Consider the following 26,323-nt stretch of genomic DNA (forward strand, 5'->3'; position numbering starts at 1 on the left):
AAGTAATGTCAGCCGCTATCTTACTCTCCTCAGCTTTTTGTTTGATTTTTTAACAATCTCGGCTTGCTGTTTTCTATCAATGATGGCAACCAAGGACTATTTGTTCGCTCGTAGCACGAGATTTTGTGTGATTTTGTTCGTAGCGATCGCTACGATTTTTTTTCGTAATTGGTACTTGCAAATATCAAAAGTTAAAAAAAGATTACCGAGTAGCCCAATACCTAATAGAGATCGTATTCTGAAATTGAAAGGTAGAGAAAACAATAGTAAAGCCAGCAGTAACGAAGATCTAAAATAGTCACAGCTAATTGCCAGCAAGGATTCGGTAAAGTCTGTTTCCAACCAAAAATTTTCCTAAACACGCAAACAGATGTTACACGGAGTTTACCTTGAGTTTTAGCTACAAGGCTTGGGAACTTAAACAAAAATGTAAACCCGAAGGAACAGACTTGCCCGCAATTTTGTCTAACCGAGCCGATTGAATAGAGGAATTAAATCATGGTACAAACAACGATCGATCGCGCATCGTCACAGCCTTCCAAAGAAAATGCATTAATTCTGTGGTTTGAGGAAGTTGGCATAGCCGATATTCCCCTCGTAGGTGGGAAGAACGCCTCTTTAGGCGAAATGATTCAACAGTTGACCCCCAAAGGCGTAAACGTTCCCACTGGCTTTGCCACCACTGCCTATGCTTTTCGCTACTTTATCGAAAAAGCTGGCTTGCAAGCGAAGTTGCGCGATTTATTTGCCGATTTGGATGTAGAAGATGTCAACAACCTGCGCGAACACGGCAGACAAGCTCGCGCCCTCATTCTCAACACCCCCTTCCCGTCCGAACTAGAGCTAGCTATTACTCAGGCTTACCTGAGACTATGCGAGCGCTATGGCGATGGCGCTGCGGCATGCGATCGCTATGAAGGAGCCGAGAAAGAAGAGTGCAAGCGCTATCTGAGCGATACTGACGTTGCCGTGCGCTCTAGCGCCACCGCCGAAGACTTACCCGACGCTAGCTTTGCCGGACAGCAAGAAACCTATCTCAATGTCCACGGCGTTATCGGCGTTCTCGATGCCTGCCACCGCTGCTTTGCCTCGCTGTTTACCGATCGCGCCATCTCTTATCGAACAATTAAAGGCTTCGACCACTTCGAGGTTGCCCTCTCGGTCGGCGTACAAAAGATGGTACGCTCCGACCTAGCCGCCTCTGGGGTCATGTTCTCTATCGACACGGAAACGGGCTTCAAGAATGCAGCGCTGATTACGGCTGCTTACGGTTTGGGTGAAAACGTCGTTCAAGGCGCGGTCAACCCAGACGAGTACTTCGTCTTCAAGCCCACCCTCAAGCAAGGATTCCGACCCATCTTAGAGAAGCGCCTGGGCAGCAAAGAAATCAAGATGGTCTACGATGTCGGCGGCGGCAAGCTGACCAAGAACGTTCCTGTCCCCGAACCAGAACGCAAAAAATATGCCATCACCGATGACGAAATCATCACCCTGGGCAAGTGGGCTTGTATTATTGAAGACTATTATTCAGAAGTACGCGGCAGCTACACGCCGATGGATATTGAATGGGCAAAAGACGGTTTGACGGGAGAACTCTTTATCGTTCAAGCTCGTCCGGAAACCGTCCAATCGCAAAAATCCGGTAGCGTCCTCCGTAGCTTCAAACTGAAAGGCACGGGTGAGGTAGTTGCCAAAGGTCGTGCCGTTGGCGAGATGATAGGACAAGGTAAAGCTCGCGTCATTCTAGACGTTCATAAGATCGACGAATTCCAACCAGGCGAAGTCCTGATTACTAATAAGACCGACCCGGATTGGGAGCCGATCATGAAAAAATCCAGCGCGATCGTCACCAACCAAGGCGGACGGACTTGCCACGCAGCGATTATTGCACGGGAAATGGGCATCCCCGCGATCGTCGGTTGTGGCGACGCAACCGCAGTCGTGAAGACGGGCGAAGAAGTCACCGTCTCCTGTGCGGAAGGGGAAGAAGGACGGGTTTATAGAGGGTTAGTGCCTTTTGAAGTCCAAGAAACCCAGTTAGATAACCTGCCTCGCACCCGCACCAAAATCCTCATGAACGTGGGTAACCCAGAAGAAGCCTTCGGTCTGGCTTCCATTCCCTGCGATGGCGTAGGATTAGCCCGTTTGGAATTTATCATTGCCAACCACATTAAAGCTCACCCGCTGGCTCTAATGCACTTCGACGAACTCGAAGACGAAAGCGTTAAGCAGGAAATTGCCCAGCTCACCGCTCTCTACGACCACAAGCCCAACTTCTTCGTAGATAAGCTGGCTCACGGCATCGGCACGATCGCGGCGGCTTTCTATCCCAATCCAGTCGTCGTCCGCATGTCCGACTTTAAGAGCAATGAATACGCCAACCTCTTGGGCGGCAAGCAGTTCGAGCCAGAGGAAGAAAACCCGATGATCGGCTGGCGCGGCGCATCTCGCTACTACGATCCCAAGTATGCCGAAGCCTATGGCTTAGAGTGTAAGGCACTCAAGCGCGTCCGCGATGAAATGGGCTTAACTAACGTTATCCCCATGATTCCTTTCTGCCGCACGCCCGAAGAAGGTCGCAAAGTGTTGGCAGAAATGGAAAAACACGGTCTCAAACGCGGCGAAAATGGCTTACAAGTCTATGTCATGTGCGAGATCCCCAGCAACGTCATCCTCGCCGACCAATACAGCGAAATCTTTGACGGCTTCTCCATCGGTTCTAACGACCTGACTCAGCTTACCTTGGGACTCGATCGCGACTCCTCCCTAGTTGCCCACATCTTTGACGAACGGAACGATGCAGTCAAAGAAATGGTACGCCAAGTCATCGCGAAAGCCAAGAAAAACGGTCGCAAGGTCGGTATCTGCGGTCAAGCACCCAGCGATTATCCCGAATTTGCTCGCTTCCTAGTTGAGTTGGGCATCGATTCGATTAGCTTAAACCCCGATTCAGTGCTGAAGACATTGCTCGATATCGCTAAAACCGAAGGCGTTAGCTAATTGCGCTGAACTTGATAAATAACTAGGAGTAGGGAGTAGGAAACTGCTTCCTACTTTTTTGTTCGGGTGCGATCGCGTGTAGTTCGCTTAGGTCGATCTACCCCTCTATAAGCCAAGTTAGAATAAGCAGTGTGTGGAGTGCGTGCCTTGAATGCCCACTGATGCCCAACTTAGAGGTTTATATCGTCTTAGCTATTGGCTAACGTATATTATGCTCCAGCCCATACATCTTGTTTGCATTGACGATCGAACAAGCAACTTGTATGTTTTGACTGGAAATCGTGAAGATCTAGAATTCCAGATTACGCCGAATGGAGAGGTATTCTAATGAGTCAGGTTAATTATGCTGCTATGTCTGATGAGGAGTTAAGACGATACTTTCTCCGACATCGTGAGGACAAGATGGCTCTTCGAGCATACCTGGATCGACTCAGCGATCGTCCGCGCCATCTTATCACGACCGTAGACGATCCGGACTTTGATGTCAAAATTCAAGCAGCAATTCTGCGGAAAATGCAAGCAAAAGAGAGTAACGATGAAGCACAAGGCTAAGACCTTGATAAGTAACCGAGAATTTGCTTGTCCTATATACCAAACCTTGTTAGTCTCATCCAAGTAGATTCCTGAATATTCGGGAAGTGGCTCTTTTGCTTGTAGGTGAAATCATTCTATGACTCAGCGCTGGTTGACTGACAAATCTTTGTCCCCTCATCCCTCAATCCCTTCTCCCACAAGGGGTGAAAGGACTTCAGGCAAAAGTCTTAAGTTGAAAACCCCTCTCCCAGAGCGGGAGAGGGGTTGGGGTGAAGGCGATTTGAGTTTTGTCACTCAACCAGGACTCAGCAACGCCCAAAGTTCAGTTGCATTCAAAAATCTCCATTGTCCTTGAGGGTTAACAATAATCTGTAGCTCTTAGCCTGCAAAAATTCAGTCCATTAAAATGGACTTAATATGTAAGCCTGGAAATTGATTTCCAGGCACCTGTTGCGAAGAGTGCAAGATATAAGATAAAAGGGACTCTAGCATTTTAGCCAGAGAATTTATTCTCTGGCTACTCAAAAGCGATCGCTCGATCTTTGATATAACTATCGTGATGTGTTCTCCTAGAAGGTTAAACCCAGATGAAAGCAGCAGATATCATGACGACGGAAGTAGTGACGATTCGCGGTTCGGCAACGGTAGCTGAGGCAGTAAAATTGATGAAAGAAAAAAGCCTGCGTGCTTTAATTGTAGATCGCCGACACGACGAAGATGCCTATGGGATACTTACCGAAACTGACATCGTCTACAATGTCACTGCTTATGGAATCGATCCCAAACAGGTGCGCGTCTGCGATATCATGACTAAACCGTGCATCGTTATCAATCCAGACTTGCAAGTAGAATATGTTGCCCGGTTGTTTGCCAAGACAGGCATTCGCAGGGCACCCGTTATCAAAGATAAGCTGCTGGGGATTGTTTCAGTAACCGATATTCTGCAAAAAAGTAATTTCGTCGAGCAACCGAAAATCACTAAGCTAGAGCAAGAAATTCAAAAAACGATCGCTCATGCACGCGCTATCTGCGCCGAAAAAGGCACGACTTCTCCCGATTGTGCTGCTGCCTGGGATATCGTGAAAGAGTTGCAAGCTGAAGCTGCCCATCAAAAAGCAGAAAAGCTTCCAAAAACCGCTTTCGATGACTACTGCGAGGAGTTCCCCGAAGCCTTAGAAGCAAGAATGTATGAAGTGTAGCCTCAACAAAAATTAATTTTTTCAAAAAACCTTGTATTAAAGTTGTGCGAGCATCTTGCTCGCATATTTTTTCTGAGGGCTTTTGGAAAAATAGCAATCTCCCCAAGAAAATTTTCTAAAAACGTTAGTCTATCTTATTTTTTTTGATAATAGACAAATTTTTCAAACAAACAATGCCAAATAGAAGTTGATGTGACAATCTGCCATCTCTCTATTCCAGGACTACTTTCTTTACTTTCCTTGCTCTCATATGCTAAGAATTTATAAATTTATCCCCAACTATAGAAAATTATAAATATAATTGATTTATTATTTCAGATTTCAGCAATTGTATTTTTTAAAAAACTACTTTTTCGAGTCAATGCCATGTCCGATCGCAAAATTCGCTCGGTATCAAAACAAATCAGTAATTAAGATCGATCGCGATCGCTATGGTTGAGGCAGGATTGCAAGAAATTAAAAAATCATAAGAATCCCTATATCGAGCAGATTTTTAGTAGATTATAGAAGTGAAGACTCAAGTAAATCTACTAACAAAAGTCCTGGCAATTGAACGTAACAAATACTACCAATTCAGCAATAACTAATGTCTCTAGAAAAACCATAAAGAAGTTGTTAAAAAAGAAAGGCTGAAACCTTTGCTTAAGCCCTCTTCGTAACTTTAGATTTCCAAGAAAAAAGGCTTTTAAAGCTTTATCGATGTTTGAAAACACTCATAAGGTTTAAATAATCATGACGAGGAGAACATTTGCCACCTTAGACGCGAACGAAGCGGTTGCCAAGGTAGCATACAAACTAAACGAAGTAATTGCCATCTATCCGATCACCCCTGCTTCTCCGATGGGCGAATGGGCTGATGCGTGGTCAGCGCAGGGACTTCCCAACCTCTGGGGAACCGTACCCAGCATTGCAGAGATGCAAAGCGAAGGGGGAGCGGCAGGAGCGGTACACGGTGCTTTGCAAACGGGTTCCCTAACCACCACCTTCACCGCATCCCAGGGATTGTTGTTAATGATCCCGAACATGTACAAGATCGCGGGAGAACTTATCTGCGCCGTCATTCACGTTGCGGCACGCTCTCTCGCCGCTCAAGGGCTATCGATTTTTGGCGACCATAGCGATGTCATGGCAGTGCGAGCTACAGGCTTTGCCTTGCTGAGTTCGGCTTCAGTGCAAGAGGCGCACGACTTTGCCCTCATCGCTCAAGCAGCCACCTTGAAAGCGCGAGTTCCCTTTATTCATTTCTTTGATGGTTTCCGCACCTCCCATGAAGTCCAGAAGATCGAACTGCTAGAGGATGAGGACTTAAGGGCGCTTATCGACGACGATTTAGTCCTAGCACACCGCAGTCGCGCCATGACTCCCGACCGTCCCGTCTTGCGCGGCACCGCTCAAAATCCCGACGTTTACTTCCAGGCAAGAGAAACAGTCAATCCCTTCTATCAAGACTGCCCCAACATCGTTCAAGAGGCAATGGACGAATTCGCCAAGCTAACGGGGCGGCAATACTATCTCTACGAATATCACGGCGACCCAGCAGCAGAGCGCGTCATTATCCTGATGGGTTCCGGTTGCGAAGCGGTACACGAAACCGTCGATTATCTCAACCAGCAGGGCGAGAAAGTTGGCGTTCTCAAGGTACGCTTGTATCGTCCCTTCGATGCAACGCGGTTGGTTGCTGCTTTGCCCAAAACCGTCAAGACCATCGCCGTCCTCGATCGCACCAAAGAACCCGGCAGTGCCGGCGAACCTCTTTATCTCGATATCATCACTGCCCTCAACGAAGAATGGACCCGACAAATGCCCAAGGTAGTTGGAGGACGTTACGGTCTATCCTCCAAAGAATTCAACCCGGCAATGATTAAGGGCATTTTCGACAATCTAGCGCAAGAAAAACCCAAAAATCATTTCACTATCGGGATCGATGACGATCTGAGCCACACTTCGCTCCCCTACGATCCCAGCTTCTCGATCGAACCCGATAGCGTTGTGCGGGCGCTATTCTACGGGTTGGGCGCTGATGGAACCGTCGGAGCTAATAAGAACTCAATTAAGATTATCGGGGAAGAAACCGACAACTACGCCCAGGGTTACTTCGTCTATGACTCCAAAAAATCTGGCGCGGTAACAGTCTCGCACCTGCGCTTTGGTCCCCAACCGATTCGCTCGACCTACCTCATCGACAAGGCAAACTTCATTGGCTGTCACCAGTGGAATTTTATCGAAAAACTCGATATGCTGACATCGGCTGCCCCTGGCGCGACCTTCCTATTGAATAGTCCCTACAGTGCCGAGGAAGTCTGGGGACATCTGCCCATCGAGGTACAAGAGCAGATTATTGGTAAAAAGCTAAAAGTGTACGCCATCAATGCCAACAAAGTCGCTCGCGAAAGCGGCATGAGCGGACGAATCAACACGATCATGCAGGTATGTTTCTTTGCCCTAGCTAACGTATTGCCTAGAGATGAAGCGATCGCGCAGATCAAAAAAGCGATTCAAAAAACCTACGGCAAGAAAGGCGACGAGATCGTCCGCATGAACCTGCAAGCAGTAGACAATACCCTTGCCAATCTACACGAAGTGTCAATTCCCGATCGAGTCACCAGCACCGCACACCTGAAAACAGGACTTCCCGATGAGGCTCCCGCCTTTGTACGCGACGTTCTCGGCATGATGGTAGCGCGGCGAGGCGACGAGCTTCCTGTCAGCGCCCTACCCTGCGACGGCACTTATCCGACGGGCACGTCTAAATGGGAAAAACGCAATATTGCTGAATTTATTCCAGTTTGGGATCCTGATGTCTGCGTTCAGTGCGGCAAATGCGTCATGGTTTGTCCCCACGCGGTTATTCGAGGGAAGAGTTACGCTCCAGCCGCATTAGCCAACGCGCCAGCTACCTTTAAGTTTACCGATACCAAAGATAAAGACCTTGCCGGCGAAAAATTCACCATCCAAGTCGCGCCGGAAGACTGCACGGGTTGCGGGATCTGCGTAGACGTTTGTCCTGCCAAGAATAAATCCATGCCGTCGCGCAAAGCGATTAACATGGAACCACAGCTACCTCTGCGCGAGCAAGAGCGAGAAAACTGGGATTTCTTCCTCAAAATCCCCAATCCCGATCGCCGTCATCTAAAACTGAATCAAATCCGCCAGCAACAGATGCAAGAACCTTTATTTGAGTTCTCTGGCGCCTGTGCCGGTTGCGGCGAAACGCCTTACGTTAAGTTATTGTCGCAATTATTCGGCGATCGCGCTTTGGTTGCCAACGCGACGGGTTGCTCCTCCATCTACGGCGGCAACTTGCCCACTACACCTTGGACGACCAACGCCGAAGGTCGCGGTCCCACCTGGTCGAACAGCCTCTTTGAAGACAACGCCGAATTCGGTATGGGTTTCCGCCTTTCCATCGACAAGCAAGCGCAATATGCTGCCGAACTGTTGCAGAAATTGAGCGATCGGATTGGAGATAATCTCGTTGCGGAAATTCTCAACGCCGACCAGAAATCCGAAGCGGATATTTGGGAACAACGCGAGCGAGTTACCCTGCTCAAACAGAAGTTAGATGAGTTACTTGCTTGCGAATTAGACTCCAATCTAAAATCCAAAATCCAAAATCTAAAATCGGTTGCCGATTATTTGGTCAAAAAGAGCGTCTGGATCGTCGGCGGCGACGGCTGGGCGTATGACATTGGTTTCGGCGGTCTCGATCACGTTATTGCCAGCGGTCGCAACGTCAACCTCTTGGTACTGGATACCGAAGTGTACTCTAACACGGGCGGTCAATCTTCTAAAGCGACTCCGCGCGGCGCAGTAGCCAAGTTTGCCGCAGGCGGTAAACCCGTGCCCAAGAAAGACTTGGGTCTGATTGCCATGACCTACGGCAACGTCTACGTCGCCAGCGTCGCCATGGGGGCGCGAGACGAGCATACGCTGCGAGCATTCCTAGAGGCAGAAGCCTACGACGGACCATCCATCATTATTGCTTACTCGCACTGTATAGCTCACGGCATTGACATGACAACGGCGATGAACCACCAGAAAACTATCGTCGAAAGCGGTCGCTGGTTGCTGTACCGTTACAATCCCGACCTGAAGAAGGAAGGCAAGAATCCATTGCAGTTGGATATGCGATCGCCCAAGCTGCCAGTAGGCGAGTCTATGTATAAAGAAAACCGCTTCAAGATGCTCGCCAAGAGCAAGCCGGAAGATGCCAAACGCTTGCTCAAGGAAGCTCAACAAGACGTAGACAATCGCTGGCACATGTACGAGTATCTCGCTGCTCGTCCGTTAGAAGTTCCCCATAGCAAGAACGGACATAACGGACATAACGGACACAACGGACATGCCCAAGAAACGGACGAGGACACGACAAAGCTGAGCGGGAAAGCATAGCTAATCGGTAGCGGGCATCTTGCCCGCACTACCCTGTAATTCCTAAATTCAGATCGATTGAGGCTGAGGAGAAATCATCAATGGATTTAACGACCACTTATATGGGATTGAAGCTGCGATCGCCCCTCGTCGTTGGCGCGGCAGCCCCGCTAACCGAAGATATCGACAACATCAAGCGAATGGAGGATGCGGGAGCGGCAGCGGTCGTATTGCATTCGTTATTCGAGGAACAACTTAGGCAAGAACAGCTTGAATTACACCACCACCTCGAATACAAAACCTATAGCTATGCCGAATCCCTAACCTTTTACCCCGAACAAGAAGTCTTTCACGTCGGACCGGAGGAATATCTCAAGCACATTCGCAAGGCAAAGGAAACGACCAACATTCCCATTATCGCCAGCCTCAACGGTTTGACCCCTGGCGGCTGGACTGACTATGCCAAGCAAATCGAACAGGCGGGCGCAGATGCACTGGAATTAAACATCTATTACGTGCCGACCGATCTGGATCTGCCCGGTTCTCAAGTCGAGCAAACTTATCTGTCTATTCTGCGTGCCGTCAAATCGGTAGTCAATATTCCTGTTGCCATCAAATTGAGTCCTTTCTTCAGCAACACGGCAAATATGGCAAAACAGCTCGTCGAAACAGGAGCAGACGCGCTGGTTTTGTTTAACCGCTTTTACCAACCCGACATCGATATCGAAAACTTGGAAGTGCAAGCCAACGTCCTGTTAAGTACGCCCCAAGCAATGCGCTTGCCCATGCGCTGGATTGCCATTCTCTACGGTCGCATTCAAGCCGATCTAGCCGCAACTAGCGGCATCCACAAAGCGCATGACGTGTTGAAAATGCTAATGGCTGGCGCGAGTATCACGATGTTAGTCAGCGTGTTGCTGCGTCACGGAATCCGGGAGATTGCGTCGATTGAAGAGGGAATGCGTCATTGGATGGAAGAACACGAATATGAGTCGGTCAAACAAATGCAGGGCAGTATGAGCCAAATCAATTGTCCCGACGAGAGTGCTTTTGAACGCGCCCAATATATGAAAGCCGTTCAAACGTATAATCCAGAGCGATTGCTTATTTGAGTCTGAAACATCAGGCTGGCAAATCGGGGGGCACTCTATGATTCATCGGACTTACACATTCTCTATGTAAGTCCCATTAAGAGGAGAAAACTATGACCAAACGCATCGGTATTCTGACCAGTGGTGGGGACTGTCCGGGTTTAAATATGGCGATTCGAGCCGTCGTCTGTCATGCTACGAGTGCTTATGGGTGGGAAGTCCTCGGCATTCCCTATGCTACTCAGGGGTTGCTGGAGAAAAAAGCGATTTCTTTAAATTTACATGGCTTGGATTTGCACGGCATCGATCCCTTGTTGAGCATGGGGGGAACGATTCTGGGTTCGACCAATAAAGGAGATACGCTGGCAAGGAGAGACGAACTAGATGCCAGCTATCGGGCGCTTGGGTTGGATGCTCTAATTGTCATTGGCGGCGACGGCAGCTTGACGATTCTTAGAGAAGTCGCCCGCAAAGGAGGCTGGAATCTCGTTGGCATCCCCAAAACCATTGATAACGACGTGGCATTAACCGAACGCGCGATCGGATTTGATACGGCAGTCAATACGGTAACGGATGCTCTGACTCGCTTGACCTACACCGCAGCCAGCCACGATCGGGTTATGGTCGTCGAAGTCATGGGGCGCATGGCGGGACATCTGGCCTTGTATTCCGGTATTGCAGGCGGTGCCGATGCCATCTTAATTCCGGAGATTCCCTACTCAGTGCCAAAACTGTGTCAAAAACTCCAAGAATTGCGCGATAAGTGGGGACGGAAATTTGCCCTCGTCGTCGTCGCCGAAGGCGCGAAAACCGCAGAAGGAGCGCTCAGTTGCTATACTGACTCCCTCGGCGAAGTCCGCTTGCGCGGCATCGGTCAATACATTACCGAGCAAATTCCTGCTTGTAGCAGTACCCCGATTGAAACTCGCTTGACGATTTTGGGTCACGTCCAGCGCGGCGGCATTCCTTCGGCAGGCGATCGCGCTCTAGCGGCTATTTTTGGCACGGCTGCTGTCGATTTGGTGGCGCGAGAACAATTCGATCGCATGGTGGCTTGGCAAAACGGCGAAGTCGTCAGCGTTCCCCTCGAAGCGGTCATCGCTCAGAGTCCTGCTTTGGTCGATCCCAACGGCTGTTTAGTGCAAACGGCGCGAGATCTAGGTATTTATATCGGCGAGAACGAGTATGTTACCGCATCATCTCAATCCCAACTGGCACAAAGTCTGGTGAAATCCTCATAGTCAGCAGACAGTGAAATAGGGGGAAGAATTTTGTCCTGGACTATCCAGGACAAAAAAATCATGAATGATGTCAATTCCTAAATTCCTGCCGATCGCATTGCCATTTCCATCAAGATCTTATGAGAACTTTGCTCGCGTTCGCTGTCTGTTGGATGGCGTTGAATATAGCTGCCATCGGGTTGCAATTCCCAGGCTTGGCGGTTGTCTGAGAGCATAATTCCCAGGATTTCTTCTAACTCCTTGGCAATCTCCGGATCGTCTATAGGAGTAACGGCTTCTACTCGGCGACTCAAGTTGCGCGTCATCCAGTCTGCACTGCCGATATAAACTTCTTCTTCGCCGCCATTTTGGAAGTAAAAAATGCGAGAATGCTCCAAAAAGCGACCGATAATGCTGATAACGCGGATATTTTCGCTGACTCCTTCAATACCGGGACGCAGGCAGCAAATTCCTCTAATAATGAGGTCAATTTGTACTCCGGCTTGGGAAGCTTCGTAGAGCGTTTCGATAATTTGAGCATCGACTAATGCATTCATTTTGGCGACGATGCGTCCGCTTTTCCCTTTGCGACAGTGTTCTGCCTCGCGACGAATCATTGCAACCATGCGATCGCGCATGTTAACCGGAGCAACCAACAACTTGCGATAGGATTTTTGCCGAGAATATCCCGTTAGGAAATTAAATAAATCGGTTAAATCGGCACCCAATTCTTCTCGACAGCTTAACAGTCCTAAATCCGTGTACAGCTTCGCCGTTTTGGAATTGTAGTTACCCGTGCCGATGTGAACGTAGCGGCGAATTTTGTTGCTCTCCTGACGAACTACCAAAACGATTTTGGTGTGGGTTTTCAAACCAACCAACCCGTAGACGACGTGAACGCCAGCTTGCTCTAGCTTCCTAGCCCAGGTAATATTATTTTCTTCATCAAAACGAGCTTTCAGTTCCACTAGGACGGCTACCTGTTTTCCATTTTCGGCGGCGGCGATCAAGGCATTAACGATGGGCGAATCCCCAGAAGTCCGATACAGCGTCATTTTGATTGCCAGTACCTTGGGATCGTATGCCGCTTGGGTAATAAATTCCTCGACCGTAGCGCTAAAAGACTGATAAGGGTGGTGAAGCAATCGATCCGAGTTGCGAATGAGGGTAAAAATATCTTCGCCTTCTTGAGTGTCGTCACCGCGATCGCGACTGCTAATATCTTGAGTGCGCGACAGCCAAGCGGGAACGACGGGCGACCAGGGCGGATCTTTCAATTCCGGGCAGGGCATGGACACAAAAAACATTAAATCTTTGAGTCCGAGCAACCCTTCTACGTCGTAGACATCGATCTCTTCTAACCTCAGATCGTGCATGAGTCGGTTTCGGAGGTTTTCTGGCATTGAGGTTTGAATTTCCAGGCGAACGGCAGATTTTCCCACTCGTCGCTTGCGCAGTTCCTGTTCGATCGCCAGCATTAAATCGTCAGCTTCGTCTTCTTCTACCGATAGATCGGCGTTGCGAGTGACTCGGAACGGATGGCATTCCTGAACGATCGTGCCGGGAAACAGGGCTTCGAGATTGTGAGCGATCGCTTGTTCTAAGGGAACGCCCGACCAAATCGACTGTTTGTTGGCAGACTGCTGTCGCAATTCTTTCGGCAGAGAAATGAAACGAGGCAGAACGTTGGGGACTTTGACGCGGGCGAATAATTCCTCATCGGTATCGGGATCTCTAACGATGACTGCTAAATTGAGGCTTAAGTTGGAAATGTAGGGAAAGGGATGGCTGGGGTCGATCGCCAGTGGCGTGAGGACGGGAAAAATATATTCTTCAAAGTACTGCTGGAGATAGGTGCGCTGTTCTTGATTGAGATCGACGTAATTAATAATATGAATGCCCTCGGCGTTTAACTGCTCTCTGAGTTCGTGCTCAAAATGCTGGTCTTGTTGCCTGACCAAAGGACGCAGGCGATCGCTAATCGCTTCTAGTTGTTCGCTGGGAGTCAGGCCGTCCGGCGTTAGTTTCGTTACCCCAGCTTCTACCTGCTGTTTTAACCCTGCCACTCGCACCATAAAAAATTCATCCAGATTCGAGCTAAAAATTGCAGAAAATTTGAGGCGTTCTAGGAGAGGGGTGCGCGGGTCGAGGGCTTCGTGTAAAACGCGACGATTGAACTCTAGCCAGCTTATTTCTCGATTGATATAGTATTGCGGATCTTTGAGATCGATCTCCGGGGAAGTGGTTTTGGTTTTCGACATAGCAGTAGTTGGCAACGATGAAGGCTAGCATCGATACTATCTTGACAGTAACTAGCCAAGATTATCGTCAGATTAAAGCAAATCTTCCCCTAGCTATCCGCCATCGCGCGAATGATATCGCCCTGAGTTAAAATGCCGATCGCTTTGCCATCCTCTCCGTCAACCACGACCAAGCGTCGGATTTTCTTTTCGTGCATAATGCGGGCGGCTTCTTTGAGAGAGCGATCGGGGGTAATGCTAATGGGTTTATCGGTCATCACCTCGCCAACCGTTTGTCCCAAGGCTTTATGAATTTCTTTTTCGTAACGGGCGGGATTTTGCAGATAGATGACGCTATCGAGAATCATAATATAGGGCGGCGGTTCCACGCCAGTTTCCTGCCACATTAAGTCTGATTCCGAAATAACGCCGACCAATTTTCCAGCATCGTCCACGACGGGCATACCGCTAATATGTTTCTCACACAGAAGCTTAATTGCTTCATTGAGTGGAGTTTGCGGCTTGACCGCGATCGGGTTGGGGGTCATGACATCGGCGACGGTTTTAGTCATGAGATAGTCTGGGATTAATTATCGAGGCAGTTATTTTTATTATATTTCCTTTCTTAGCCTCCTTATTCAGGAAATATGACTGCGCGATCGCGCCAGCAAATTTTGAACTCACGTTAAATCGTATTTCCTAGCTACCTGCCAAAACGCGATCGCACCGAATTCATTCAACTCCCAACTCAAGTCAGCTTAGCGGAGTCAGCCAATGCTCCACCTCTTCCCATCCCAAGCCTTTTCTAACAACGACAGGTTCTTCCTCGGTCAAATCCAAAATCGTAGAAACCTCAACGCCAGGATCGGAATCATCGTCGATAATAATATCCACCGACTTATCAAGCGCATCAAATAGTTTTGCTTTCTCTAGTTTGAGGGTGGGAAACTCCCCTTCTTCGTCGGGCAAATGAGCCGAACTGGAAATAATCGGATTGCCCAGCGTCTGTAAAATCGCTTGACATACGGCATGATCGGGAACGCGAATGCCGGTGGTTTTGCGCTTGGGGTTCATCACCAGTTTGGGGACTAATTTAGTCGCAGGAAGTAGAAAGGTATAAGGCCCCGGAATTAAATGCTTCATAATTCGATAAGCCGAATCGCTGACGATGGCATATTCAGAAATATTTGAGAGTGACGAACACAGGAAAGTTAGCGGCTTATCGTTGGATAGCTGTTTCAGTTGCCTAACCCGTTCGACTGCCGATTTGGAGTTAAGATCGCAGCCAATTGCATAGACGGTATCGGTAGGGTAGAGCATGACCGAGCCACGCCTAAGCGCATTGCAAATTTCGTCAATGGTACGTTGCTGGGGATTTTGGGGATGAAGGGAGTAGATAGTAGCCATTATCTTTTAATGAAAAATGAAATAATACAACTAACGCTCGCCTAATAGCCAATCACAGATGAACAATCGATCGCGAAATTAAAAAAATTTATGAAAAAGTTAGCCTATCTTGAATGCCAAACAGGAATTGCTGGCGATATGTGTTTGGGCGCTCTCGTCGATGCGGGCGTGCCGTTAGAATATCTAAGCGAACAGCTCAAGAAGTTAGGAATAGAGCGAGAATATAGTTTGTGGGCAGAAAAAGTTCGTCGCAACGGACAGGTAGCCACAAAAGTTCATGTCGATGTCTATGCCGAACCAAGCGACAGCCACAAACATTATAACCACGAACGTCACCACGACCATCGCCACCGAGCAAGACATTTACCTGAAATCGAACAACTCATTCAAGCTGCTTCGCTACCCCCAAGGGCAGCCGAATGGAGTCTTAAGGTGTTTCGCCAACTCGCGATCGCCGAGGGAGCCGTTCACGGGATTGCGCCACAGAAAGTTCACTTTCATGAAGTTGGGGCAACCGATGCCATTGTCGATATTGTCGGAACTTGTTTAGGCTTGGATTGGTTGGGAATTGATGAATTGCATTGCTCTGCTATGCCCACGGGCGGTGGTACGGTAAAAGCTGCTCATGGGATTTTACCCGTTCCCGTTCCCGCTGTGATGAGATTGTGGGAAGCTCGTCAAGTTCCAGTTTACAGCAACGGCATCGATAAGGAATTAGTCACGCCAACTGGCGCTGCGATCGCGGCGACTCTGGCTACTCATTTTGGCGCTCCCCCGGCGATGAGTCTCGAACGCATTGGCTTGGGAGCGGGTTCGCGAGATTTACCCATTCCCAATATTCTCAGACTTTGGCTCGGTCGCTCGCTAGGAACGCTATCCACTAACCAAGAAACGATTTCGGTATTAGAAACGCAAATTGATGACCTCAGCCCCCAGGCGATCGGCTATGTTTTTGAGGAATTATTTAAGGTGGGTGCCTTAGATGTTTTTACAGTTGCTATTGGCATGAAAAAATCCCGTCCGGGGATTTTATTAACGGTTATTTGTCATCCCGAAAAGGTTTCCGCTTGCGAAGCGGTACTCTTTAGAGAAACGACTACTCTGGGAATTCGACATCTAACGCAACAGCGATCGATCTTACAGCGAGAAATTCACGAGGTAAAAACAATTTTTGGCACGGTAAGAATCAAAGTCGCCACTCAAGGAACCGAACCAGAGAAAACGATTTTAAACGTGCAACCGGAATACGAAGATTGTGCCGAATTAGCCAGGAATTCTAATCAGCCTTGGCACGTGATTCACCAAATGGCTTTGGCTGCGTGGTACGGTCAAAATGATGCTCGATAAACAATGAAATAATGAAATTAAAACCTTGAAAAGGATAGTGTAAAGCGCGATCGAATCATTCAAAACTTAAAGCTTTGCCATCGGCAAAAAAATCTTTAAGTAAATAGATTGAGTATGAATGTTGAGTTAAAAACTCGAAGGCTTGTTTAGAGGTAAAACCGAAGGCAGAAAGTCCCGATCGACAACACTCAAAGAGCAACAAAGGATGATACTTAGATAAAGTATTTGCAGCGCCGCGAAGAATGGCTAATTCTCCTCCTTCTACATCAATTTTTATGAAATCGACCTGGCGATCGGGGTCTAAAATATTGTCAAGGCTATCGCATTGAACTTCTACTTTTGTAACTAGATCGTCTCTTTTTCTATGCTTCCTCAGTCCGCTAAAGCCAGACCGATGCTTATCAATATAAAAAGAAACTTTGCCTGTCCTATCGCTTAAGGCAATATCTCTAATATCGGACCCCAGAAAATTTCTGTTTCAGCCAACAAGCTTTTTGTGGGGTTGGTTCAAAAGCCATATGACGACCATTGGGTGACAATCGTAAAATTTCACTCAGCATTGAACCCAAATGAGCGCCAATATCTATACAATTAGAAGAGATCCCGATTTCACATTTCATTACCTGTTCGATTCTTTTTGACTCTAGATAAATTTCTTCTAGTTCGGGATGCCGGAGTCGCCGATTGTAATTGAGTAAAAATTGTAAGGTTTTTGCAGGTTTTTCGAGAGGCGTGCCAATCAAAACATGTTTTATATAGTCTTTCATCATTAGGTAAATTTTCCCGATCTAATGTAAAAATCATCTATCAAACATATCAGCGATCCTTTTTGATTTTGATTAAAATTAATTATAAAAATCCTAAAAGAGATAAAAACAAAAAAATCCAAATACAGTTTATATCTAATCGAACTCGCATTAACATAGCAAAAAACAGCTTGAAGCAGGAATTCAAACTGTTTTAGTAAGTCTAATTCATTTAGTTCTAAATTTGTTGTCGGAGTGCTAAACAATTTATTGATGAGGTGATAATTGCGAAGTGCAAACCGATAATTGCGAATTGGGTTGACCAATTGGCGAAATATTGGCTGAAGTCTGCGTCTGAGGCGTAACTCTGCGAAGTTTGGCTCCCAACTGACTCAGCTTTCCTTCTAGATTGTCGTACCCTCGGTCTAAATGATGCAATCCTTGAACGATTGTCTTGCCTTCGGCGGTTAAACCTGCCAGTACCAAAGCGGCTGAAGCGCGTAAATCGGTTGCCATGACGGGAGCGCCCAATAACCTGGGCACGCCTTTGACGATCGCGTGATTTCCTTTAACGCGAATGTCGGCTCCCATGCGATTTAATTCTGCCACGTGGCGCAGGCGGTTTTCAAACACCGTCTCGCTAATGACGCTGTTTCCTTCGGCAATGGCGAGAAGTGCCATAAACTGTGCTTGCATATCCGTGGGAAATCCTGGATAGGGAAGCGTTTCGATATCAGTCGCCCGCAGGGCGCCAGGTACGACGCGCAAGCGATTGGGGGCATCTGTAACGACTTGAGTGCCGATCTCTTGCAATTTGGCAATTACGGGAGCCAAGTGTTCGGGAATGACGGGATATAGGCTAATTTCTGAGTCAGTAATCGCTCCAGCTACGAGAAAAGTTCCCGCTTCAATGCGATCCGGGATGATAGAATAATCCGTTTCGTGCAGGCGATCGACTCCAGAAATAAGAATCGTATTGGTGCCAGCGCCGCTAATTTGCGCTCCCATTGCTCGACAGAAATTAGCCAAATCTTCGACTTCTGGCTCTTGAGCGGCATTTTCAATGATAGTTTCGCCTTCCGCTAAAGTGGCTGCCATCATCAGCGTTTCTGTAGCGCCAACGCTGGGATAGTCTAAGTAAATTTTTGCTCCCTGCAATCTGCTTCTTCTTCCCCTGACGCAAGCATGAACCATGCCGTGTTCGATGCGAACGTCTGCTCCCATCGCTTGCAAACCGCGAACGTGGAGATCGACAGGTCTCGCTCCGATCGCGCATCCCCCTGGCAGAGGAACGCTAGCAACGCCTAGTCTAGTCAACAAAGGACCAATGACAAAAAAACTAGCTCTCATTTGAGAGACAAGATCGTAAGGCGCTTGGGATTTCCCAATATTGCTAGCATCCACATCTAAAATGTTGCCCTGCCTGTTGAGCTTGACTCCTAGAGCTTCCAGAATTTGCTCCATCCGCGTCACATCTACTAAGATCGGCACGTTCTGAAGCCGACATTCATCGGAACATAGGAGTACCCCTGCCATGATCGCTAGGGCAGAATTTTTGGCGCCGCTAATTCGGACTTCTCCTTCGAGAGACGCTCTACCCCAGATCTGTAAAATGGGTTGCTCGTCTTCGGGCTGGGAGAGGGGATGATTGGAACTATGCAGGGAGTTTATGGCTTTATCCTCCAAATATTGGGAAATCTTAATGTTTTTTTGGACGTACATTTTGCCTACTAGATTTTACCGAAAAGATTGTAAAGATCCCGATTAATTAATTGGCTTTCAAATTAAGGACACAGACCATTAATAATGTTTCCAGTCAATGGTTGACGAATCTTATTCGGTGAATCATAATAAGAGATTGGGCGTTATATTTGCGGAACTGGCGGAATTGGTAGACGCGCTAGATTCAGGTTCTAGTGTCTGCAAAGACTTCCGGGTTCAAGTCCCGGGTTCCGCATTTGCAAGGTAAAAGTAAAAAGGTAAAAGGCAAAAGTGCAACTTTTTAACTTTTTATTTTTGCTTCCTTAGTACTCAAGGCATGATTACGAGTCTTCAGAATCCTCTCGTCAAACAGATGCGCAAGCTACACTCCTCTAAAGGTAGGCGCGAGCAACATCTGTTTTTATTAGAGGGAACTCATTTGCTAGAGACGGCTTGCGAGAGCAATTGTTCCTTAGCAACAGTTTGTTGCACCGAGCAATGGCGAGATCGCTACCCACAATTATGGGAAAAAGCGTCTAAGCAAGCTCAAAGAGTGGAGATAGTCTCCCCAGAAGTTTTAGGCGCGATCACAACGACGGTTCATCCCGATGGAGTAGTTGCCACTGCTTTACGCATAATAGATCGACCCGCAAAGCTAGCTCATCTAAAATTGGGATTAGTTTTAGAGCGATTGCAAGATCCTGGAAATTTGGGAACGATTATTCGTACCGCCGTTGCTGCTGGGGCAGATGGGTTATGGCTGAGCGACGATAGCGTCGATGTCGATAATCCAAAAGTTTTGCGCTCGTCTGCCGGGGCGTGGTTTCGCTTGCCAATTATCATCAGTTCCAATTTAACCGAAATCGTAGCAGACTATCGATCGCGGGGAGTACAAATAGTCGCGACGCTGCCTAAAGCCAAGAAACTGTATTGGGAAATTGATTTTACCGGCCCGACTTTAATTTTATTGGGCAATGAAGGGGCAGGACTGACACAAGAATTGGTTTCTCTATCCAACTTGCAAATAAAAATTCCTCTGGGTGAAGGAGTAGAATCGTTGAATGTTGCGATCGCGGCCGCTTTATTATTGTACGAAGCTCAACGACAAAGAAGGATTGAATCCTACTCTTGAATCTTTGATTTTAATTTTGCGATCGCGCTCCCGACATCTACGCTAAGATTGGCTATTATGTGTCGTGTTCTCTACTCGATCGGGGAAACTTAAACGCAATTTAACTCAGGCTTTTCTATAGGAGGAATTCCAGCAAGATCGAGGATTTGAGGAATTAAATCTTCTCGCTTAACTGCCATCAGATGAACGCCTTGGCAGACTTGCTTGGCTAAGCGCACTTGTTCGGCGGCAATGTTTACGCCTTCTTGAAGAGGATCGGGCGCATCGGCTAAGCGTTTGATGATGTCTTCTGGAATCTGAACGCCTGGAACATTTTTGTTGATAAATTGAGCATTTTTAGCCGATTTAAGCAAGAAAATTCCTGCTAAAATAGGTTTATTGCTTCCGGCAGCGATTTGATTCATAAACTTATCCAGTCGCTCGAAATCCGTAATCAATTGGCTTTGGAAAAACTGCGCCCCAGCTTCTACTTTGCGATCGAATCGTTGCTGCAAACTCGACCAACTCTTTAACTGCGGATCGACGGCAGCGCCCGCAAATAAATCTAGCGGTTCGTCGGGCAGGGGTTGATTTTTGAAATCTAAGCCACTGTTGAGGTTGGCAATTAATTTGAGGAGTCTAACCGATTCCAATTCAAACACAGACCTCGATTCTTTGCGATCGCCTGCTTTAACCGGATCGCCTGTTAGCGCTAAAATAGTGCGGATTCCCAGAGCATGTGCGCCCATTAAATCTGCTTCTAGTCCAATGCAGTTGCGATCGCGACAGGCAATCTGACAGATAGGTTCGATGCCGTGCTGTAATAAAATTACTGATGCTGCGATCGAAGACATTCGCACGACAGCGCGACTTCCATCGGTGATGTTCAAGGCATGAACTCGATCTTTGAGAAGTTTTGCCATTTCTAGCATTCGTACTGGATTGCCCCCTTTCGGAGGAGTCACCTCAGCAGTGATCAGAAATTCTCTATCTTGAACGGCACGACGAAATCTAGTTGTCATTAGTGATTCGATGAAAGGATTTTGAATGAAAGGATTGGAGATTAGTTAGTAGTTAGTGGTTGGTGGTTAGTTTTCTCCCTTGTCTTCTCACCCTCTCACTTCCTCCCACACTCCCCGTCTTATAACTAGAGAGGTGGTAGATAACCAAGGGCATTTTTAACTCGCTCTAGGGTTTTATTGGCAACCGCCTCGGCTTTTTGGCGACCTTCTCGCAATATAGAGTCTAAATAGTCCCTATTATCCATAATTTCTTTATATTTGTCTTGGATTGGTCTAAGAGCTTCGATGGTAACTTCAGCAAGCAAGGGCTTAAACTGTCCCCAACCCATATCCCGACATTCTACTGCCACTTCTTGTTTCGTCTTTCCTGACAAGATCGTGTAAAGAGTTAATAAATTATTGCATTCGGGGCGTTCTGGATCGTCAAAAGTCAAACCTTTGATAGGATCGGTTTTACAGCGCTTAATTTTCTTCTCAACTAATTCTGGCGGATCGAGAAGATTGATCCGACTCATATCTGAAGGATCTGACTTAGACATCTTGCTTGTGCCATCCGTCAGACTCATCACTCTAGCCCCTTCTTGACGAATTAGCGGTTCGGGAAGTTTCAAGACGGGTTTCTCTTTGCTTCCGTATTTATCGTTGATTCGTATGGCAATATCGCGCGTCAGTTCCAAGTGTTGCTTTTGATCTTCGCCGACAGGAACTTTATCGGCATCATAAAGTAAAATATCGGCTGCCATTAAGACGGGATAATCCAATAAACCAACGCTAACGTTTTCGCCTTGTTTGACGGCTTTTTCTTTGAACTGGATCATCCTCTCCAACCAGTTTAGAGGCGTGACACAGTTAAGCAGCCATGTAAGTTCGCTGTGCGCGCTAACGTGGGATTGGACGAAAATAGTGGAGTACTGTAAGTCGATGCCGCAAGCTAAATAGAGTGCGGCGATGGTATAGGTATCGTGGGCTAGGGTTTTGGGATTGTGCGGTACTGTAATGGCGTGTAGATCTACTACGCAAAAGTAATTGTCATAATTGCTCTGAATTTCGACCCAGTTACGAATTGCCCCTAGATAGTTGCCTAAATGTAAGTTGCCCGTGGGTTGAACCCCAGATAAAACTCGCTGTTTTGCCATTATTTGCGATCGAATTGGTCAGGAGGATGACAGAGGGTTTGTTATTCTACATAATTTTTTACAATTATGCCTCATGCCAGACTTTCATAGAAGATGTACTATCATTTTGAATTTCGTCCCTATCAACGCCGTTTCCGTCAACCTTTGAAAACCAGTCGCAGAATTTGGGAAATAAGAGAAGGTATTATTCTACGTTTGACTGATGAAATCGGTAGAATGGGTTGCGGCGAGATTGCCCCTTTGCCTTGGTTCGGTTCGGAAACTCTAGCACAGGCGTTAGCATTTTGCGAGCAATTGAAGGGAAAATTCACACAAGCAACAATACAAGCGATTCCAGAGGATTTACCTGCTTGTCAGTTTGGGTTTGAATCGGCGTTGGAGGATTTATTTCGTGCAGAGGGGGAGAGAGGAAGACTTTCTTTTAGTTATCTATTACCTGCTGGGGAAGATGCTTTACAGGCGTGGGAAATTCTTCAGTCATCAACTACCTTCAAATGGAAAATTGGCGCGCTCGCAATCGCAGAGGAAATTAAAATATTTAAGAAGCTAGTTCGCACATTACCAGCAGGAGCAAAGTTACGATTAGATGCTAATGGGGGATTGAGTACAGAAGAAGCAAAAGCTTGGTTAGAAGTAGCTGATGAGATGCAGATTGTTGAGTTTATCGAACAACCTTTATCGCCTCAAGAGTTCGATCTAATGTTAGATTTAAGTACCAATTATTCTACTGCGATCGCATTGGATGAATCTGTTGCTAATCTACAACAATTGGAGGATTGCTATCAAAAAGGATGGCGAGGGATATATATTATTAAAGCTGCGATCGCGGGTTCTCCTCAACGCCTGCGTCAGTTTTGTCAGCGGCATAAAATTGATGCCGTATTTTCTTCAGTTTTTGAAACTAAAATTGGTAGAGAAGCAGTATTGCGTCTAGCAGCAGAACTTTCTAACCCAAATCGCGCTATAGGTTTTGGGGTAGGTCATTGGTTTGAAAAAGATGATGGATTCTGAGACCGATGAAGAAGTAAACATTAAAATCTCTCCAAGCAATAAATTTCTTGGCTAACAGCATAAGCATCAATCAACGCCTAGAACTAAAGTTCTAGGCTCAAAGCTCAGCTCGATTAAAATCGACTGAAATTCCTCCTATCAGGTATTCTTTAGAAGACTTTTTCGCTCAACCGGGAAATTAATGACAACAGCAGTTGTTGAGAATGGTGCAAGATCTCAGTTAAAATGGACTGAAAGTCTTATCTAATAATCTTTGGTTGTTGAAGGATATGCTAGAGATTACTAGCTAATTCATAGTAAGCGACAAGACTACGTACTTACTTCTCTGACAGGTTATCCCAAAAGTATAGTATGTCATATTGAGCGGAGCGATCGCGAAGCGAAACATCTTATAGCAATTCGCAATTGGTAATTATCAGTTCGCAATTAGCCAGCAGCTCTGGGTGTCAGGCTTTTTCCTCGATCGTTTGTAGCGTTCTTGTTTAGAGATGGTCTTATAGCACTTTTCAGTTAGATGAGAGACCCAATTGGTCGATTGGGGGATAGCGAAGCTTCTTTGAGCATCGAGGGAAAAGGGAAAAAATCCTGTATTCCACTCACTCAAAAATCCATCTAGTATACTAACTCCCAACAGAGATGCTTCGTTACGTTCTCCTGCACTCAGAATGACTCAGATGTCCTCTGACTAACCATGCATGGAAATCTCCTTACTCCTGAGCATTTATTAGAATATCTAAAACAGCGCACTAAAGAAGATTGGCTGATTGGTTATGATAGTCAAAATTTTTATTTACTTGTAGAACAATTCTTGATTCAATTAACTCAACTTTCAAAAGAAAAAAAATCGCCGAATATTCTTATAGCAGAAGAAGACCCCTACCAATTTCTTGCTGCCTTACTTGCTGCTGTTGCTGCTAACTGTCACGTTTTTCTCTGCAATCGAGATTGGCAACAACAAGAATGGCAACAAGTTTTCGATCTAGTTCAACCCAATTCAATTTTAGGAAAATCGTTATTTATTCCTAGCAGTTCATCACTAAATCTTCACAAAAGACAAATGACTGATGATCGAGGACAAAAAATTATGATTCCAACCGGAGGGTCATCAGGAAAAATTCGTTTTACTATTCATACCTGGGAAACACTGACAGCTTCAGTAAAAGGGTTTTGCCAATACTTTAATATCGATAGTGTCAATTCTTTTTGTATTTTACCACTTTATCATGTTAGTGGTTTAATGCAATTCATTCGTTCTTTTCTAACAAAAGGAAACCTAGCTATTTTGCCATATAAAGCCTTGAGAGCGGGAGAAAAAGTTAATATAAATTTCTCAGATTTTTTTATTTCATTAGTGCCAACACAGTTACAATTTCTCTTGCGATCGCAGCCAGATTGGCTCTCACAATTCTATACTGTACTACTAGGAGGTGCTCCTGCATGGCAATCTCTTTTAGAAACTGCTAGAAAGTATCGAATTAAACTAGCGCCAACCTACGGAATGACAGAAACCGCTTCCCAAATCGTTACGCTTAAGCCCGAAGCATTTCTAAGTGACAATCATAGTAGCGGTCAAGTTTTACCTCACGCAAAAGTGACTATTTGTAGCGATTGCAATGAGCGATTAGAACCCAAGCAGACGGGTATTATTACTGTAGAAGCAGAGTCTCTTTTTCTAGGTTATTATCCAGAGATCGCTCGCGATCGCAAATCTTTTCAAACAGACGATTTAGGATATTTTGATGAAAAAGGAAACTTGTATATCATCGGACGTAGCAGTCAGAAAATTATTACGGGTGGAGAGAATGTCTTTCCAAAAGAAGTAGAAGCCGCTATTTTAGCAACTCAATTAGTAACCGATGTTGCCGTAATCGGTTTATCTGACTGCCAATGGGGGCAAGTAGTAACCGCTATCTATGTTCCCAAACAGAAGAGTTTATCTTCCAAAGAACTTAAAATTGCGATCGCGGATAAGATCGCTAAATTTAAACAACCTAAATATTGGATTCCAGTAGAAAACATTCCTCGCAACCAGCAAGGTAAAGTAAACTACCAACAGTTGCAACAAATCGCTACAAATCAATTAGGTCATTAGATAAGCATTCTCGATCGCGTTCCTCATCCAGGTGACTGAATAATTAATAATTTATAATTCATAATTAACGATCTCAAAAGTTGAAAAATTATGCTTAAAGGAGGAAGCAGAGCGCTGCTTGACGCGATAGGCTTCTCAAAGTTGGCGTTTGAGTTTTCTTTGCCGATACCGATAGCTTGGCAACTTAGTTTGGATTATAATTTAAAAAATATGCAAAAGAAACAGCTTTTTACAGTTTATAAAGCCTTAGAATGTCGTCCAGATAACTATCAAGACTGGTATCGCATGGGCGATGCCTTACGCTTGCAAGGGAATCATCGAGAAGCGTTACTTAGCTATGAAAAGGCAATAGAATATTATCCCAGAGATTACTGGGCTTGGTATAAGCGCGGTATGACGCTAGAAGAATTAGGACGCTACGAAGAGGCAGCTGCTAGCTACGAAATCGCCTCAATAGTACAACCAAATAATTACTGGTCTTGGTACGATCGAGGGTGTCTGTGCCTAGAAAAGCTAGGGGATTACGAAGGCGCGATCTCCTGTTTCGACAAAGTACTAGAAGCCTATCCCAACGACTACTGGGCGCACTATCGCCAAGGAGAAGCCTATCGCTTTGCAGGCAACTATGAAAGCGCGATCGCTTGTTACGATAGAGCATTAGAAAAACGACCAAACGACTACTGGAGTTGGTATCGTCGTGGCGATGCCTTTCGCAGTAGGGGCAAATTGGAAGAGTCCTTGACGAACTATCAAAAAGCCGTAGAAAGCAAACCCCAAGATTATTGGGCTTGGTATCAGCAAGGCGTTATTCTACAGCAGCTACAGCGCTACGGCGAAGCGATTTCATGTTACCAGCATGCCTTAAAAGTCGAACCAGAAGATGACTATACCCACTATAACCAAGCTTGCTGTCAGGCGGCATTAGGTAAGGTCAATGAGTCTCTCGATAGCTTAGAAAAAGCAATCGACCTTTATCCGGAAATTTATATCGAATTAGCTCATTCCAACGGAATTTTTGACGATTTGCGCCAAAAATCTAGGTTTGAAGCTTTAATGGCAAAATCGTGCCATTATCGAACTGACTGACAAAACCCC

At 46.3% G+C, this 26,323-nt stretch carries 20 protein-coding genes and 1 tRNA gene; 13 read left to right on the top strand and 8 right to left on the bottom strand.

The window, feature by feature from the left end; genetic code table 11:
• The first annotated feature begins 498 nt into the window (after positions 1-498).
• The 7 genes from ppsA (at position 499) to PLE7327_RS09615 (ending at position 11,436) form a co-directional block, all read left to right on the top strand.
• Positions 499-3,000, top strand: a complete 2,502-nt coding sequence (gene ppsA, locus PLE7327_RS09590) for a phosphoenolpyruvate synthase (RefSeq protein ID WP_015143644.1) — start codon at positions 499-501, stop codon at positions 2,998-3,000.
• Positions 3,001-3,151: 151 nt separating this feature from the next.
• A complete protein-coding gene (locus PLE7327_RS26495) occupies positions 3,152-3,328 on the top strand; it encodes a hypothetical protein (RefSeq protein WP_015143645.1) in 177 nt (58 codons plus the stop codon).
• The gene (locus tag PLE7327_RS09595; protein ID WP_015143646.1) at positions 3,328-3,552 is read left to right on the top strand and encodes a hypothetical protein; all 225 of its coding nucleotides are present in this window, start codon (positions 3,328-3,330) and stop codon (positions 3,550-3,552) included. Before PLE7327_RS26495 ends, PLE7327_RS09595 begins: the two co-directional genes overlap by 1 nt.
• Positions 3,553-4,121: 569 nt before the next feature.
• On the top strand, positions 4,122-4,733 hold the full coding sequence (locus tag PLE7327_RS09600) for a CP12 domain-containing protein (protein ID WP_015143647.1): 612 nt from the start codon (positions 4,122-4,124) through the stop codon (positions 4,731-4,733).
• Between the two features lie 732 nt (positions 4,734-5,465).
• Complete coding sequence (gene nifJ, locus PLE7327_RS09605; protein ID WP_015143648.1) at positions 5,466-9,125, top strand: pyruvate:ferredoxin (flavodoxin) oxidoreductase; 3,660 nt, start codon at positions 5,466-5,468, stop codon at positions 9,123-9,125.
• An 80-nt stretch (positions 9,126-9,205) separates the two neighbouring features.
• The gene (locus PLE7327_RS09610; RefSeq protein WP_015143649.1) at positions 9,206-10,216 is read left to right on the top strand and encodes a dihydroorotate dehydrogenase-like protein; all 1,011 of its coding nucleotides are present in this window, start codon (positions 9,206-9,208) and stop codon (positions 10,214-10,216) included.
• A 92-nt stretch (positions 10,217-10,308) separates the two neighbouring features.
• On the top strand, positions 10,309-11,436 hold the full coding sequence (locus tag PLE7327_RS09615; RefSeq protein WP_015143650.1) for an ATP-dependent 6-phosphofructokinase: 1,128 nt from the start codon (positions 10,309-10,311) through the stop codon (positions 11,434-11,436).
• Positions 11,437-11,513: 77 nt separating this feature from the next.
• Here the strand turns inward: PLE7327_RS09615 and ppk1 are convergent, their stop codons facing one another.
• From ppk1 to PLE7327_RS09630, 3 genes are all read right to left on the bottom strand, one after another.
• Positions 11,514-13,676: a polyphosphate kinase 1 gene (ppk1, locus tag PLE7327_RS09620; RefSeq protein ID WP_015143651.1), complete on the bottom strand. Its 2,163-nt coding sequence runs from the start codon at positions 13,674-13,676 to the stop codon at positions 11,514-11,516.
• Positions 13,677-13,765: 89 nt separating this feature from the next.
• Positions 13,766-14,227: a CBS domain-containing protein gene (locus tag PLE7327_RS09625; RefSeq protein ID WP_015143652.1), complete on the bottom strand. Its 462-nt coding sequence runs from the start codon at positions 14,225-14,227 to the stop codon at positions 13,766-13,768.
• A 181-nt stretch (positions 14,228-14,408) separates the two neighbouring features.
• Positions 14,409-15,062 (bottom strand): L-threonylcarbamoyladenylate synthase, encoded by a 654-nt coding sequence (locus PLE7327_RS09630; protein ID WP_015143653.1) that lies wholly within the window; start codon positions 15,060-15,062, stop codon positions 14,409-14,411.
• Between the two features lie 90 nt (positions 15,063-15,152).
• Between PLE7327_RS09630 and larC the strand changes: the two genes are divergently transcribed.
• A complete protein-coding gene (gene larC, locus PLE7327_RS09635) occupies positions 15,153-16,409 on the top strand; it encodes a nickel pincer cofactor biosynthesis protein LarC (RefSeq protein ID WP_015143654.1) in 1,257 nt (418 codons plus the stop codon).
• Between the two features lie 55 nt (positions 16,410-16,464).
• Here the strand turns inward: larC and PLE7327_RS26500 are convergent, their stop codons facing one another.
• The 3 genes from PLE7327_RS26500 to murA form a co-directional block, all read right to left on the bottom strand.
• Positions 16,465-16,875 (bottom strand): FkbM family methyltransferase, encoded by a 411-nt coding sequence (locus tag PLE7327_RS26500; RefSeq protein WP_217523423.1) that lies wholly within the window; start codon positions 16,873-16,875, stop codon positions 16,465-16,467.
• The gene (locus tag PLE7327_RS25245) at positions 16,859-17,179 is read right to left on the bottom strand and encodes a hypothetical protein (protein ID WP_217523361.1); all 321 of its coding nucleotides are present in this window, start codon (positions 17,177-17,179) and stop codon (positions 16,859-16,861) included. Before PLE7327_RS25245 ends, PLE7327_RS26500 begins: the two co-directional genes overlap by 17 nt.
• 243 nt (positions 17,180-17,422) lie before the next feature.
• Entirely contained in the window at positions 17,423-18,877 is a 1,455-nt protein-coding gene (gene murA, locus PLE7327_RS09650) for a UDP-N-acetylglucosamine 1-carboxyvinyltransferase (RefSeq protein WP_015143655.1), read from the bottom strand.
• Positions 18,878-19,028: 151 nt separating this feature from the next.
• Here murA and PLE7327_RS09655 point away from each other — a divergent pair.
• Positions 19,029-19,112, top strand: a tRNA-Leu gene (locus PLE7327_RS09655).
• An 81-nt stretch (positions 19,113-19,193) separates the two neighbouring features.
• Positions 19,194-19,988 carry an RNA methyltransferase gene (locus PLE7327_RS09660; protein ID WP_015143656.1) on the top strand — a complete coding sequence of 265 codons (795 nt, stop codon included), beginning with the start codon at positions 19,194-19,196 and terminating at the stop codon, positions 19,986-19,988.
• 89 nt (positions 19,989-20,077) lie between these two features.
• Here PLE7327_RS09660 and PLE7327_RS09665 read toward each other — a convergent pair whose 3' ends face one another.
• Positions 20,078-20,989 (bottom strand): methylenetetrahydrofolate reductase, encoded by a 912-nt coding sequence (locus PLE7327_RS09665; RefSeq protein WP_015143657.1) that lies wholly within the window; start codon positions 20,987-20,989, stop codon positions 20,078-20,080.
• Positions 20,990-21,114: 125 nt separating this feature from the next.
• Entirely contained in the window at positions 21,115-22,125 is a 1,011-nt protein-coding gene (trpS, locus tag PLE7327_RS09670) for a tryptophan--tRNA ligase (RefSeq protein ID WP_015143658.1), read from the bottom strand.
• Between the two features lie 93 nt (positions 22,126-22,218).
• On the opposite strand from trpS, the gene PLE7327_RS09675 reads away from it, so the two are divergent.
• The 3 genes from PLE7327_RS09675 to PLE7327_RS09685 all read left to right on the top strand — a co-directional run bounded on the left by PLE7327_RS09675 (position 22,219) and on the right by PLE7327_RS09685 (position 26,314).
• Positions 22,219-23,136: an o-succinylbenzoate synthase gene (locus PLE7327_RS09675; RefSeq protein WP_015143659.1), complete on the top strand. Its 918-nt coding sequence runs from the start codon at positions 22,219-22,221 to the stop codon at positions 23,134-23,136.
• Between the two features lie 691 nt (positions 23,137-23,827).
• Positions 23,828-25,228 (top strand): 2-succinylbenzoate--CoA ligase, encoded by a 1,401-nt coding sequence (locus PLE7327_RS09680; protein WP_015143660.1) that lies wholly within the window; start codon positions 23,828-23,830, stop codon positions 25,226-25,228.
• Between the two features lie 210 nt (positions 25,229-25,438).
• The gene (locus PLE7327_RS09685; protein ID WP_041393086.1) at positions 25,439-26,314 is read left to right on the top strand and encodes a tetratricopeptide repeat protein; all 876 of its coding nucleotides are present in this window, start codon (positions 25,439-25,441) and stop codon (positions 26,312-26,314) included.
• Positions 26,315-26,323 lie beyond the last annotated feature (9 nt).

The organism is Pleurocapsa sp. PCC 7327 (genome assembly GCF_000317025.1).
In the GTDB taxonomy this organism is placed as follows: Bacteria; Cyanobacteriota; Cyanobacteriia; order Cyanobacteriales; family Microcystaceae; genus Hydrococcus.